Genomic DNA, 14,309 nt, shown 5'->3' with positions numbered 1-14,309 from the left:
ATCCAAAACAACCACACAATCGATCCCGTAGCCAGCCAACACTTCTTTTCTTCAACGACTATGGGAATTCACGATATGAAACAGCAGATCCTGATCATCGGTGCCGGCTTCGGCGGTATGTGGAGTGCGCTGAGCGCCGTTCGCCTGCTGGATCAGCACCAGCGCCTGGACGTCGCCGTTACCCTCCTCGCTCCGCAAGCGGAACTGCGCGTACGTCCGCGTTTCTATGAAAGCGACCTGAGCACCACCGTTGCACCGCTAGGCCCGTTGTTCGATGCGGTCGGCGTGCAGTTCGTGCAAGGCAGCGCCACCCGTATCGATGCCGCAGGCAGGCGAGTCATCTATCGCAATGCAAGCGGCGCGCAGGCCGAACTAAATTTCGACCGGTTGATTCTGGCATCCGGTAGCCAGGTCGCCCGACCTCCACTGGCCGGTATCGACCGCTTCGCTTTCGATGTCGACAGCCTGGAGGCGGCGCAGAAACTCGAAACCCATCTGCAGAACCTGCGTGACAAACCGGCCAGCCAGGCGCGTAACACCGTGGTGGTGGTCGGCGGTGGTTTCACCGGTATCGAAACGGCTACGGAAATGCCGGCGCGGCTGCGCGCCATTCTGGGTGATGAGGTCGATGTGCGGGTGATCGTCGTCGACATGGGCAAACAGGTTGGCAGCGTCATGGGCGAGCAAATCGCCTCGGTGATCGCCGAAGCCAGCGACACACTGGGCGTGTCCTGGAAGCTCGGTAGCCCGGTGTCGATGGTCGATGAGCATGGCGTCCAGCTCGACAACGGCGAACGTATCGAAGCTAGCACCGTAGTCTGGACCGTCGGGGTTAAGGCCTCAGCGCTGACGCAGCAGATCGATAGCGAGCGCGATGCCTTCGGCCGCCTGCACGTCGACCGCAACCTGAAAGTGTTGGGTCAGGACGCCATCTATGCCACCGGCGATACCGCCTATGCCGCGGTGGATGAACTTGGCAACCACGCACTGATGACCTGCCAGCACGCCATCGCTCTCGGCCGCTCCTCCGGCAATAACGCTGCAGCCGATCTGCTGGGTGTCGAGCCGATTCCCTACAGCCAACCCAAGTACGTCACCTGCCTGGACCTGGGCGCCTGGGGCGCTGTGTTCACCGAAGGCTGGGAGCGCAAGGTGGTGCTGACCGGCAAGGAAGGCAAAGAGCTGAAAATGCAGATCAACACCCAGTGGATCTACCCGCCGGAGGCCAAGCGCGAGATCGCTCTGGCAGCCGCCGACCCGCTGATTCCGGTCGTCGCCTGATCGATGAGGCATGCCCAGGGCGTCGGCTGTCCTGGGCATGTCACGCTCAATCGCGGTAAATCTGTACCTGCAGCTTCGCCGGCGGGTCCTCCCCTTCAGCCCGCAACCATTCGCCTGGCGGTTGCCCGACCTGCTGGGCAAAGGTGCGTGAGAACGACGCCTGCGAGGCGTAGCCCACAGCATCGGCGATCACCTTGATCGGCTTCCCCTCACGCAGCAGGTCCTGCGCCACCTTCATGCGCCAGGCAGTCACATAGGCCATGGGCGTCATGCTCATGACCTCGGAGAACAGTGCTGCGAACTTGGTACGCGACATCTTCGCCAACGCGGCCAGACGCTCGACGCTCCAGGCCAGTTGGGGTTCCTGGTGAATGCAGATCAGCGCAGGCCCCAGTTGACTGTCCTGCAGCGCATAAAGCAGGCCGCTGGTTATGCGCCCTTCGTTCACCGCGCGGCGTACCAGCAGGACGAACACATATTCGAACAGCAGGTTCAACGCCTTGCTCCGGCCGGGTGCCTGTGTCCGGAATTCGTTGACCAGTGAGCCGATCACCGGCCCGAGCTGCTCAAGGGCGCTCAACGGAAACACCAGGGTTTCCAGGAGACCCAATGGAAATGGCTGCTGCCCTGAACGCCCGAACTGGAACGAGGCGCAGATCAGATCCACGCCACCGGGCTGGTGCGCACGCAACTTGTAGCAGCAGGTGCTGGGACAGAACAAAACGCTGGGTTCACTGATCGCGATGCGAGGCTTGTCGGCGTGCACCATATCCAGTGCACCTCGCTCGATGACGTGGATGAATGCCATGCCAGGGGGCTTATCCAGCACCAGGGTACCGTCTACCGGGCCGGCGAATAACAGTCGCCCTTGCAGGCTCGTGCGCTCGAAGAACTCGGAAAGAACATCCATATTGGCAATGACCTGATAAAGATTCTCTAGGGTGGTGAAAGCTCAACCGGTTAGAGCCCATGGGTTGAACCGTCGTCGATTGATAGACAGTTCAACCCATGAAAATTCCAACGGTTATTCACCAGGACGGAGAATCATCCGTGATTTACATCACGGTTTTTTCGCAGGCCCAACCCTGAAATACCCATCCAACAAGGCGCACGCCGATCAGATCAGCCCATAAGAATGACCATTGTCTTCTGACTGGGCCTGCATCTTGGCTCGCTCCTCCATGCGCTGGGCAATTTCTTCTTCGACTGCCTTCTGCTGCTCAGGTGGCAGCGCCTCGATCTCCTCTTCGGTCATGCCTATTTCCTTGAGGATACTGTCGCGCATCTTCTCGGCCGGAGTCATCGCCATATAGGCCTTGAAAGCCTCCAGCGCGGCGTTACCGCCCTCGTCGCCCAATGGCTTTTCCACCTGCCCTGAACTGACGGATGTCTCGACCTTGCCGTCTGACGCGTTCTGCAGAGCGACGCGCAAACGCGCGAAGCCCTCCTCCGTAGCCTGCCTGGCGCGGAACTCGCGTTCGGACTCGGCGTTCGCCGTGCGCGTGGTCTTCTCGACATTGCGCGCTAACTGGGCCAGCTCGCCCTGCTCTTCACTCTGCTTGTTGCGAAATCCCGTCAGGGATATGCCACCGTAACTGCCAATACCTCCAATCGTGCTCATGCCGTGCTCCTTGACTGAGTTGCAATTGCCAGGCGTACTGATTCAAAGCGCATGCCAGCTCACGAGGCGCGCTTAACCAATTGAAAGTATTGAACTTTATAATCAGGTAGAAAGGAGGCGAGGCAACCCCTTGCCGTCAAGCGGCAAGGGGTTGCAGGGGGAGCTCAGTGCTGCCCGCTCATTTGCCGGAAGGCATCGAGCAGTGCCTGGCTGAGATCGACCGAGGAGAACTTGGTCAGTACCGCATTGGCACCGACCGAACGCGCCTTCTCGGTATTCATGGTGCTGTCCAGCGAGGTGTGCAGCAGCACGTAGGTGCCGGCAATATCGGGGCTGCGACGAATTTCCTGAACCAGACTGTAGCCATCCAGCTCAGGCATCTCGATGTCCGAGACCAGAAGCTCGAATGGCATGCCAGCCTGATGGTATTCGTGCAGTTGCTGCAGGGCAGCCTGGGCACTGCGCACTGCGGTGCAATCGAGCCCCAGCTGGCGCAGTACGTTGAGGGTCTGTTGCAACGCGACTTGCGAGTCGTCGACCAGCAAGACGCGGCGATCTTGCAGCAGGCGGGCATCCTGGCCATCGAGCAGTTGCCCGACGGGAGCTTCCTCCAGCGCAGGGGCAATGTCGTGCAGTACCTTCTCGATATCGAGAACCTGCACGATGGCGCCATCGATCTGTGTCACACCGGTAATGAAGGCACGCGCGCCGGAGCCGGCGGGTGGCGGACGCACATCGCGGGTGGAGCACTGCACGATACGCTCGACACTTTTCACGTGCAGCCCCTGACGCGAGCGGCTCAACTCGGTGACGATCAGGCAACCATCGTCTTCGTCAGCCGCACCGCGTTCGCCGATGGCGCGCGCCAGGTCGATCACCGTCATCGCGGCGCCGCGCAAGGTGGCGATGCCGCGCACGTTGGGGTGACGATTGGGCAGCTTGGTCAAGGCTGGACAGGGAATGATCTCGTTGACCTTGAGCAGGTTGATCCCCAGCAGGCGGCCGCTATGCAAACGAAACAACAACAGCGATAGCGCGTCGCCGGTAACCAGACTCATGTACCTATCCTTAGAACGAACGTAGACCTAGGTTATAGCGACCGCATGGCCAAGGACTTTAGGGTCTGTGCGAAAAGTCGTCGAGCGAAGGTCAGGCAAGGCAAAAACAGGCGAAGAAGCGCAGTTTACGAGCTGTAAATGAGCATTCTGAGCCTGTTTTTAACGCAGCATCACCGAGCGCAGGCACTTTTGTACAGAGCCTAATCCGTGGCCAGTTTCAGGGCCACCCGCCCGCGGTTCGGGCAGGTTTCCATGTAGCGATGCGCTTCGACGAAATCTTCGAAGTCGAACACCTTGTCGATCACCGGCGTCAGCAGGCGGTCCGCAGTCATCTGATTGATGTGCGTGAGCGCGCGTTGCACGGCATCATTGTTCGGCTCGATTCCCAGCTCCGGGCACCCGGTGAAATCCAGCACGCAGTGACGGAAGAACTGCAGGTGCTTCTTGAATGCGGCGCAGGCAGGGAAAGCCGTATCGTTGCCGCCATTGATGCCGTACAGGATCAGCTTGCCACGCGGCGCGGCGATATCACCCAGCAGCTTCATCTGCGGGCCGGCACACTGGTCGAGAATCACCTCGACACCCTTGCCTTCGGTGTAGCGCTCGACTTCCAGGACCAGGTCCTGTTCCTCGGTGGCGATCACCTTGTCGGCACCCAGGCCACGCAGGAACTCGCGATCCTCCGAAGAACTGGTGGATACGATGACCTTGGCACCCAGCGCCTTGGCCAGTTGCACGGTCTGTGGTGCCATGCAGTGGCTGGCCTCAGTGATCAACACATGCTGGCCAGGCTTGAGGTGAGCGAGATCGTTCAGTGCCAGGTAGCCGAACAGCAGGCTGGTGTAATGAACGCTGGCTTCGACCGGACTGAGCACGTCGGGATAACGAGTCAGGGCATGGCTGGGCATCAGCACCAGATCGCCCCAGGTCGGATAACGATTCGGCGTACCCGCCGGGAAGCCGGCAACGGCGGTGCCGACTTCGAAGTCGCTCACGCCCTCGCCCAGCACAGCCACTGTACCGGCCAGTTCAAAACCGGTGCCGGCCGGAAGCTTGGCCTGTTCGGACGCCAGGTTCTGACGCCACAGCACGTCTTTCCAGCCCAGGCCGACGGCCTGAACGCGCACCAAGACTTCGCCAGGGCCGGGCACAGGGGTCGGAACCTCTTCGTACTGGAGCACATCGGCATCGCCGAACTTATGAAAACGGATCATGCGGGACATCGCTTACCTCGAGCTTGATCGCGGATTAACACTTCAATGACTGTGGACTCTATCCGCTGTGCGGCGGCGACACTATCAGACTCTATCGATAGTCTTCATGCCTGTCAGTGATTCAGCGACTTTCAATCCGCTGCACACTGCCCGTACTATTGCCCGGGCAAAGGCTCTCATTTGCAGCGCCGTGCTGACAAGGCCCGTATCCCTCGAATGGTACCCGGATGAACCGCAACGACCTGCGCCGCCTCGATCTGAACCTGTTGATCGTCTTCGAGACCTTGATGCACGAGCGCAGCGTGACGCGAGCCGCGGAGAAGCTTTTTCTCGGCCAGCCCGCCATCAGTGCGGCGCTTGCTCGACTGCGTACCCTGTTCGATGATCCGCTGTTCGTGCGTACCGGTCGCAGCATGGAGCCGACACCGCGCGCGCAGGAGATCTTCGCCCTGCTCTCGCCAGCGCTGGATTCGATCTCCACCGCTGTCAGCCGCGCCGCCGACTTCGATCCCGCCACCAGCAAGGCGGTGTTTCGCATCGGTCTGTCCGATGACGTCGAGTTCGCCCTGTTGCCCGCCCTGCTCCGCCGTCTGCGCGCCGAAGCCCCCGGCGTGGTGCTGGTGATCCGCCGCACCAACTATCTGATGATGCCGGGGCTGTTGGCTTCAGGCGAAATCTCGGTGGGCGTCGCCTACACCGAGGAGCTTCCGGCCAACGCCAAGCGCAAGATTCTCCGCCGCAGCAAGGCCAAACTGCTGCGTGCCGACACCGTACCCGGTGCGCTCAGCCTTGATGATTATTGCGCGCGCCCGCATGCGCTGGTGTCCTTCGCCGGCGACCTCACCGGCTTCATCGACGATGAACTCGCCAAGATCGGGCGCGAGCGCCACATCGTACTGGCCGTTCCGCAGTTCAACGGTCTGGCCACCCTGCTGGCGGAAACCGATATCGTCGCCAGCGTGCCGGATTACACCGCCGCTGCCTTGACTGCGGCTGGTGGTCTGCGCGCCGAGGATCTGCCGCTGCAGACGCAGACCTTCGAGCTGCACATGGCCTGGCGTGGAGCCCAGGACAACGACCCAGCCGAGCGCTGGCTGCGCTCGCGCATCCAGATGTTCTGCGGCGACCCGGACAGCCTCTGATAAATATCCGGAAACGCACCACCTAAGTGCCGGCAGGCACCTTTGTGCACCTTCATAGATCGAAATTGATATAAGTGCGTCTTTTATCATTCCCGATGATATTCAAGTTCATGGCATTCGATTCGTAGCCCTCCGAGACTCGTCGCAGACTCCGCCAATCCACAAATCCGACTGGCGGAGTCACCCATGGAACAGCAGCAAAAGAACATCTGGATATTCCCCCTGGCCCTCGCCGGCGTACTCGCACTCAGCGGGTGCGAACAGGCTGCGCAAACTCAGGCGCAAATGCCCGCTCCCAAGGTCAGCGTCGCCGAAGTCATCGAACAGCCGATCAACGAATGGGACGAGTTCACCGGGCGTCTCGAAGCGCCGCAATCCGTCGAGATTCGCCCGCGCGTCTCCGGTTACATCGACCGCGTCGCCTTCAGCGAAGGCACCCTGGTAAAGAAAGGCGACCTGTTGTTCCAGATCGACCCGCGTCCATTCCAGGCCGAGGTCAAGCGCCTCGAAGCCCAACTGCAGCAGGCCCGTGCCAACCAGGCGCGCGCCGCCAATGAAGCGCGCCGCGGCGAACGCCTGCGCCAGAGCAACGCCATCTCCGCGGAACTGGCCGATGCCCGTGCCAGCGCCGCCACCGAAGCTCAGGCTCAGGTCGCTGCAATCGCCGCCGAGCTGGAAAACGCCCGCCTCAACCTCAGTTTCACCCGCATCACTGCGCCCATCGACGGTCGCGTCAGCCGCGCCGAAATCACCGAAGGCAACCTCGTCGGTGCCGGCGAGAGCCTGCTGACCTCGGTGGTCTCCACCGACAAGGTCTACGCCTACTTCGATGCCGATGAACGCGCCTTCCTCAAGTATGTCGAGCTGGCCCGTCAATCCGGCTCCGACGCCCGTGGTGCCAGCCCGGTGTACCTCGGTCTGTCCGATGAAGCCGACCACCCGCACCTGGGCCAGCTGGACTTTCTCGACAACCAGGTCAACCCGCGCACCGGCACCATTCGTGGCCGCGCCGTGTTCGACAACCAGGATGGCCGCTTTACCCCGGGCCTGTATGCGCGTCTGAAACTGGTGGGTAGCAAGCCCTACGCCGCCACCCTGATCAAGGACGAAGCAGTCGGTACCGACCTGGGCAAGAAGTACGTGCTGGTGCTGGGTGACGACAACGCCGTGGCCTATCGCTCAATCGAGCTGGGGCCGAAGCTCGAAGGGCTGCGCATCGTCCGCAGCGGCCTGAGCAAGGGCGAGAAGATCGTGGTCAACGGTCTGCAGCGCGCCATGCCTGGCTCTACCGTCGATCCGCAACCGGTGTCCATGGCAGATGACAGTACCCTCGAACGGCTGGCTCGTATGCGCCAGGCCGTCGATGGCAGCCAGGCCCCGCGCATCGCCGCCGAAAAAATCGAAGCTCGCTCGCCGCGCGGCTGATCCAGACCGCGCCCAGAGGAAAGACCCATGAATTTCTCGCAATTCTTCATCCAGCGGCCGATCTTCGCCGCGGTGCTGTCGCTGCTGATTCTGATCGGCGGCGCCATCTCGCTGTTCCAGCTGCCGATCAGCGAATACCCGGAAGTGGTGCCGCCCACCGTCGTGGTGCGTGCCGATTTTCCCGGCGCCAACCCCAAGGTGATCGGTGAAACCGTCGCCTCGCCGCTGGAGCAGGCCATCGTCGGCGTCGAGGGCATGCTCTACATGTCGTCGCAGTCGACCATCGATGGCCGCCTGACGCTGACCGTGACCTTCGCCCTCGGTACCGACCTGGACAACGCCCAGGTGCAGGTGCAGAACCGCGTCACCCGTACCATGCCGACCCTGCCCACCGAAGTGCAGCGTCTCGGCGTGACCGTGGATAAGGCCTCCCCGGACCTGACCATGGTGGTGCACCTGACCTCGCCGGATCAGCGCTACGACATGCTCTACCTGTCCAACTACGCCGCGCTCAACGTCAAGGACGAGCTGGCGCGCTTGGACGGCGTCGGCGACGTACAGCTGTTCGGTATGGGCAACTACTCGCTGCGCGTCTGGCTCGACCCGAACAAGGTCGCCTCGCGCGGGCTCACCGCCACCGACGTGGTCACCGCCATCCGCGAACAGAACCGCCAGGTCGCCGCCGGTGCCCTCGGCGCGCCGCCTTCCGATGCCGGCAACAGTTTCCAGCTGTCGATCAACGCTCAGGGCCGCCTGGTCTCCGAGGAAGAGTTCGAGAACATCATCATCCGCGTCGGTGACAACGGCGAAATCACCCGCCTGCGCGACATCGCCCGCGTCGAGCTGGGCTCCAACCAGTACGCCCTGCGCTCGTTGCTGGACAACCAGCCGGCGGTCGCCATCCCGGTGTTCCAACGTCCTGGCTCTAACGCCATCGATATTTCCGACTCGGTGCGCGAGCGCATGGCCGAGCTGAAGAAGTCCTTCCCGCAAGGCATGGAGTACGAAGTGGTGTATGACCCGACCATCTTCGTCCGCGGCTCCATCGAGGCGGTGGTGCACACCCTGCTCGAAGCCGTGGTGCTGGTGGTGCTGGTGGTCGTGCTGTTCCTGCAGACCTGGCGCGCCTCGATCATCCCCCTGGCAGCTGTGCCGGTGTCCTTGATCGGCACCTTCGCGGTCATGCACATGTTCGGCTTCTCGCTCAACGCCCTGTCGCTGTTCGGCCTGGTGCTGGCCATCGGTATCGTGGTGGACGACGCCATCGTGGTGGTGGAAAACGTCGAGCGCAACATCGCCCTGGGCAAATCGCCGGTCGAGGCCACTCGCCAGGCCATGAAGGAGGTGACTGGTCCCATCGTCGCCACCGCCCTGGTGCTGTGCGCGGTGTTCGTGCCGACGGCCTTCATCTCCGGTCTTTCGGGCCAGTTCTACCAACAGTTCGCGCTGACCATCGCCATTTCCACGGTGATTTCGGCGATCAACTCGCTGACCCTGTCGCCGGCTCTGGCCGCCATCCTGCTCAAGGATCACCACGCGCCGAAAGATGCCTTCTCGCGTGGGCTCGACAAGCTGTTCGGTGGCTGGCTGTTCGCCCCGTTCAATCGCATGTTCGAGCGCGCCAGCAACCGCTACGTCGGCACCGTGCGTCGCGTGCTGCGTGGTAGCAGCATCGCCATGCTGATCTACGGCGGCCTGCTGGTGCTCGGCTACCTGGGTTTCTCCAGCACTCCGACCGGCTTCGTGCCGCAGCAGGACAAGCAGTATCTGGTGGCCTTCGCCCAGTTGCCGGACGCAGCGACGCTCGATCGCACCGAAGTGGTGATCAAGCGCATGAGCGAAATCGCCGGCAAGCATCCGGGCGTGGAAAACACCGTGGCCTTCCCCGGTCTGTCGATCAACGGCTTCACCAACAGCCCCAACAGCGGCATCGTTTTCGTCACGCTCAAGGACTTCAGCCTGCGCAAGGACGAAAACATGTCTGCCGGCGCCATCGCCGCCGAGCTCAACGGCCAGTTCAGTGAAATTCAGGAAGCCTACCTCGCCATCTTCCCGCCGCCGCCGGTACAGGGCCTGGGCACCATCGGTGGTTTCCGCCTGCAGATTCAGGACCGTGGCAACCTGGGCTATGAAGAGCTGTACACGCAGACCCAGAATATCCTCAACAAGGCCCGCCAGTTGCCGGAGCTGAACCCGATGTCGGTGTTCACCAGCTATCAGGTCAACGTGCCGCAGGTCGATGCCGCCATCGACCGCGAAAAGGCCAAGACCCATGGTGTGGCCATCAGCGACATCTTCGACACCCTGCAGGTGTACCTGGGTTCGCTGTATGCCAACGACTTCAACCGTTTCGGCCGCACTTACCAGGTCAACGTTCAGGCCGACCAGCAATTCCGCCTGGAGCCGGAGCAGATCGGTCAGCTCAAGGTGCGTAACAACCGTGGCGAGATGGTGCCGCTGTCGACCTTCGTCAAGGTCGATGACAGCGCTGGCCCGGACCGGGTGATGCACTACAACGGCTTCCTCACCGCCGAGATCAACGGTGCCGCCGCGCCGGGTTACAGCTCGGGCCAGGCCGAAGCGGCTATCGCCAAGCTGCTCAATGAGGAACTGCCGATCGGCATGACCTTCGAGTGGACCGATCTGACCTACCAGCAGATCCTCGCCGGCAATACCGCGATCTTCATTTTCCCGCTCTGCGTGTTGCTGGCCTTCCTGGTGCTGGCCGCCCAGTACGAAAGCTGGAGCCTGCCAATGGCGGTGATCCTGATCGTGCCGATCGTGCTCTTCACCGCCATCACCGGGGTGATCATCGCGGGCCTCGACAACAACATCTTCACCCAGATCGGCCTGATCGTGCTGGTAGGCCTGGCCTGCAAGAACGCCATTCTGATCGTCGAGTTCGCCAAGGAGAAACAGGAAGAGGGTCTCGATCACGTCGCAGCGGTGCTGGAAGCCTGCCGCCTGCGTCTGCGCCCGATCCTGATGACCTCGATCGCCTTCATCATGGCCGTGGTGCCGCTGGTGCTGTCCAGCGGCGCAGGCGCCGAAATGCGCCATGCCATGGGCGTGGCGGTGTTCTCCGGGATGATCGGCGTGACCTTCTTCGGTCTGCTGCTGACTCCGGTGTTCTATGTCCTGATCCGCGGCTTCGTCGAAAAACGCGAAGCCCGCAAAGCCGCCCGTCTGCAGGAGTCGCATGCATGAAAGCCTTTGCCCCCGCTCTCCTGACCCTGGCGCTGTCGGCGTGCGCCGTCGGCCCGGACTATCGAGCGCCCGTGACCGATCCAGCGCGCATTGCCGCGCTGGAAGCGGCCGATTACGACCGCAGTCGCTTCGAAGCCGCCTGGTGGCAGCAGTTCGACGACCCGACGCTGAACCAGCTGGTGCAGCGTTCGCTGCAGGACAACCGTGAACTGCGCGTGGCGTTCAACCGCCTGCGTGCAGCACGGGCGATACGCGATGACGTGGCCAACGACCGCCTCCCAACCGTCACCAGCCGCGCCAGCGGCGAGTTCGGCAAGGCCCAGCAGCCGCCGGTCAGCGAGGAACGCATCCGTCAGGAACGCTACGACCTGGGTCTGGACATGGCCTGGGAAGTGGACCTGTTCGGCCGTATCCAGCGCCAACTGGAAGCCAGTGAAGCGCGCATCGAAGTGGCCGAAGCGGATTATTACCAGTTGCAGGTCAGCCTGATCGCCGAGCTGGTTGATGCCTACGGCACCCTGCGTGGCGCACAGCTGCGCGAAAGCATCGCCCGCGAGAACCTGAAGAACCAGCAGGATTCGCGCTCCATCACCGAGCAGTTGCGCGACGCCGGCGTCGGCAACGAGTTGGACGTCCTGCGCGCCGATGCGCGCCTGGCCGCCACCGAAGCCAGCCTGCCGCAACTGCAGGCGCAGCAGGTGCGGGCGCAGAACCGCATCGCCACCCTGCTCGGCCAGCGCCCGGAACAGCTGCAGATCGACCTGTCGCCCAAACCACTGCCGGTGATCGCCAAGGCATTGCCCATCGGCAACCCGAGCGAACTGCTGCGCCGTCGCCCGGACATCCAGGCGGCCGAGCGGCAGCTGGCGGCGGCCACGGCCGAAGTCGGCGTGGCGACTGCCGACCTGTTCCCGCGGGTCAGCCTCTCCGGCTTTCTCGGCTTTACCGCCGGGCGCGGCTCGCAGCTGGGTTCATCAGCAGCCCGTGCCTGGGGCGTAGCGCCGAGCATCAGCTGGGCGGCCTTCGATCTCGGCAGCGTACGAGCGCGCCTGCGCGGCGCCGAAGCCGAGGCTGATGGCGCGCTGTCGCAGTACGAACAGCAGGTATTGCTGGCACTGGAGGAGTCTGAAAACGCCTTCAGCGACTACGCCAAGCGCCAGCAGCGCCTGGTTTCCCTGGTGCGCCAGGCCGAAGCCAGTCGTGCTGCAGCCGATCAGGCCGCGATCCGCTATCGCGAAGGCACGGTGGATTTCCTCGTGCTGCTGGACGCCGAACGTGAGCGCCTGGCCGCCGAAGATGCCCAGGCCTCGGCTGAGGTCGAGCTCTACAGCGGTATCGTCGCGATCTACAAGGCGCTCGGCGGCGGCTGGCAGCCTCAGGCCTGAACCCACTCTCCCCGGTCGGCGCCATGCCGACCCTCCTCAGCCCCAGGGTTCGATGCTCTGGGGCTTTTTTATTTCTCTCAGCCGCACTCCACCCGATTACGGCCTTGTGCCTTGGCCCGATACAGCGCCGCATCGGCCCGCTGCACGAGCGTTTGTGCCGGGCTGTTGCCATCGTTTCGCATCGAGGCAATGCCGACACTGATACTGACGTGGCCCAAAGGCGAGCGCTCATGTGGCAACGCCAGGGCCTCGACGGCCCGGACCAGTTTCTCGGCCATGCTGTGCGCCCCATCGGGCCCGGTCGACGGCGCGAGAAAGACGAACTCCTCGCCGCCATAGCGCGCCACCAGATCGGTAGAACGGCTGATGGTGGCGGCCAGGGTTTGCGCGATCTGCTGCAGACAGCTGTCGCCAGCCGGGTGGCCGTAGTGGTCGTTGTAGGTCTTGAACCAGTCGACATCCAGCACGGCCAGGGCCAACGGCTCGCCGACGCGCTGGGCGCGCTTCCATTCCTTGTCTAGCACCTCGTCGAAGTGGCGACGATTGGCGATGCCGGTCAAGGCATCGGTCAGGCTCAGGGTCTCCAGACGGCTGTTGAGCACCTGCAGCTCTTCGGTGCGCGCGGCGACGCGTTGCTCCAGTTCGCGCTCGGACCGTTGCAGGGTATCCACCAATTGCTCCCGGGTTTGCAACAACCTGGCCTGGGCCTGCAGTTTTTCCTGACGCATGACGTTGATGCGGTCGGCCAGGGCGAAGGCCAGCAACAGCATCTCCAGCGACGAGCCGAGCTGCAGGCCGTCGACCGTGAAGGCGTTGGTCGGCAACAGGCCCATGGCGCGCAGGCTGGTGCTGGCACCGCCGAGGATCAGCAGGCCGAAGGCAGCGAGGAAGAAGTAGGCGCTGCGCTGACGCTTGAGGGCGCAGGCCACGCCCACGCCGAGCATGACGAAGGCAGTGAGCAGGTTGACCACGATGGCCACGCGCGACACCTGGGGCAGCGCGAAGGCATAGATCAGCGGCGAAAGCAGATACAGAGCAATCAACGCGCGCAAGCCAGGATCGACCCGTGGCAGCAGGCGCGCGGTCTGTAGCATGCCGCGCATGAACAGCAGCATGGCGCTCAAGGTCAGCGAGACCGCCGAGTAGTAGACCACGTTGCTGTTGAGCGTCTGGCCGAGCAGCTTCCAGTCCGGGGCCATGCCGTTCTTGATCGTCAGGGCGCTGGCGGTGATCAGCACGAAGGTCACATAGAGCAGATAGAGGCGATCTCGCAGGGCGATGAACAGCATCAGGTTGAACAGCAGCATCGCGACGGCGATGCCCATGTAGCCGGCGCGGGCCATATCGTCTTCGCGCTCGTAGCCGCGCAGCGCGTCGGCCGTCCAGAGTTGTAGCGGTACGTGCAGGCCGATGCTCGACTCGACGCGCAGGTACACCACCTGTTGCGCGTGCGCCGGCAGGTGCAGCGGGAAAACGAAGTTGCGGTTGGCGTAGGCCTTGCCCGTCTGCGGGCGATCCGCGCCGGTGAACCAGGTGCGGTAGCCACCCTGCCCGTCCGGCACGTACGCATCGACCAGGGATATACGCGGGTTGTCGACCACCAGCAGGCGCGTCAACGGCTGGTCGCCGGAGTTGCCAACGTCAAGCCGAAACCAGTAGGCCGAACGGGTGAAGCCCAGGGCGAAGGAAGCGCTGGGGGACTCCTGATAACGGAAACGTGCGGCCATCTCTGCTGATCGCACGTCCGAAAGCTGCAGCGCCCGCGAGGCATCCTCCAGGATTCCGGCATGGGTGGTTAGCGACAGCGGCTGCTCGCTCGGCTGGGCGACATCGAGAGGGACGGCACCGGCCCATGTCGACCAGCACAGCAACAGGCTCAGCAACAGCCAGGGAGAGAAGCGCAGGCGGCGACGGGCATTCATGGCGGGTATCGACGGGGCTCGGACGAGCGATGACCACGGGGAGGCAGAGTCTAC

Annotated in this window: 10 protein-coding genes; 5 read left to right on the top strand and 5 right to left on the bottom strand. The window is 63.1% G+C overall.

The window, feature by feature from the left end:
* Positions 1–75: 75 nt before the first annotated feature.
* A complete protein-coding gene (locus BLS08_RS21780; protein ID WP_017676905.1) occupies positions 76–1,281 on the top strand; it encodes an NAD(P)/FAD-dependent oxidoreductase in 1,206 nt (401 codons plus the stop codon).
* A 46-nt stretch (positions 1,282–1,327) separates the two neighbouring features.
* Here the strand turns inward: BLS08_RS21780 and BLS08_RS21775 are convergent, their stop codons facing one another.
* From BLS08_RS21775 to BLS08_RS21760, 4 genes are all read right to left on the bottom strand, one after another.
* Positions 1,328–2,191: a helix-turn-helix transcriptional regulator gene (locus BLS08_RS21775; protein ID WP_017676906.1), complete on the bottom strand. Its 864-nt coding sequence runs from the start codon at positions 2,189–2,191 to the stop codon at positions 1,328–1,330.
* 207 nt (positions 2,192–2,398) lie between these two features.
* On the bottom strand, positions 2,399–2,902 hold the full coding sequence (locus BLS08_RS21770) for a hypothetical protein (protein ID WP_017676907.1): 504 nt from the start codon (positions 2,900–2,902) through the stop codon (positions 2,399–2,401).
* 164 nt (positions 2,903–3,066) lie between these two features.
* A complete protein-coding gene (locus BLS08_RS21765; RefSeq protein WP_017676908.1) occupies positions 3,067–3,960 on the bottom strand; it encodes a chemotaxis protein CheV in 894 nt (297 codons plus the stop codon).
* A 200-nt stretch (positions 3,961–4,160) separates the two neighbouring features.
* Positions 4,161–5,183 (bottom strand): zinc-dependent alcohol dehydrogenase family protein, encoded by a 1,023-nt coding sequence (locus BLS08_RS21760; RefSeq protein ID WP_017676909.1) that lies wholly within the window; start codon positions 5,181–5,183, stop codon positions 4,161–4,163.
* A 218-nt stretch (positions 5,184–5,401) separates the two neighbouring features.
* Between BLS08_RS21760 and BLS08_RS21755 the strand changes: the two genes are divergently transcribed.
* The 4 genes from BLS08_RS21755 (at position 5,402) to BLS08_RS21740 (ending at position 12,333) form a co-directional block, all read left to right on the top strand.
* Positions 5,402–6,316 carry a LysR substrate-binding domain-containing protein gene (locus BLS08_RS21755; RefSeq protein ID WP_017676910.1) on the top strand — a complete coding sequence of 305 codons (915 nt, stop codon included), beginning with the start codon at positions 5,402–5,404 and terminating at the stop codon, positions 6,314–6,316.
* A 186-nt stretch (positions 6,317–6,502) separates the two neighbouring features.
* Entirely contained in the window at positions 6,503–7,741 is a 1,239-nt protein-coding gene (gene mexE / locus BLS08_RS21750; RefSeq protein ID WP_017676911.1) for a multidrug efflux RND transporter periplasmic adaptor subunit MexE, read from the top strand.
* A gap of 27 nt (positions 7,742–7,768) precedes the next feature.
* On the top strand, positions 7,769–10,948 hold the full coding sequence (locus BLS08_RS21745; protein ID WP_017676912.1) for an efflux RND transporter permease subunit: 3,180 nt from the start codon (positions 7,769–7,771) through the stop codon (positions 10,946–10,948).
* Entirely contained in the window at positions 10,945–12,333 is a 1,389-nt protein-coding gene (locus BLS08_RS21740; protein ID WP_017676913.1) for an efflux transporter outer membrane subunit, read from the top strand. Before BLS08_RS21745 ends, BLS08_RS21740 begins: the two co-directional genes overlap by 4 nt.
* Positions 12,334–12,410: 77 nt before the next feature.
* Here BLS08_RS21740 and BLS08_RS21735 read toward each other — a convergent pair whose 3' ends face one another.
* The gene (locus BLS08_RS21735; RefSeq protein ID WP_017676914.1) at positions 12,411–14,255 is read right to left on the bottom strand and encodes a sensor domain-containing diguanylate cyclase; all 1,845 of its coding nucleotides are present in this window, start codon (positions 14,253–14,255) and stop codon (positions 12,411–12,413) included.
* Positions 14,256–14,309 lie beyond the last annotated feature (54 nt).

The sequence above is a fragment of the Ectopseudomonas chengduensis genome, assembly GCF_900102635.1.
Taxonomy (GTDB): domain Bacteria; phylum Pseudomonadota; class Gammaproteobacteria; order Pseudomonadales; family Pseudomonadaceae; genus Aquipseudomonas; species Aquipseudomonas chengduensis.
Note: the sequence above shows the minus strand (reverse complement) of the source record. Positions and strands in the feature narration are given on the sequence as shown.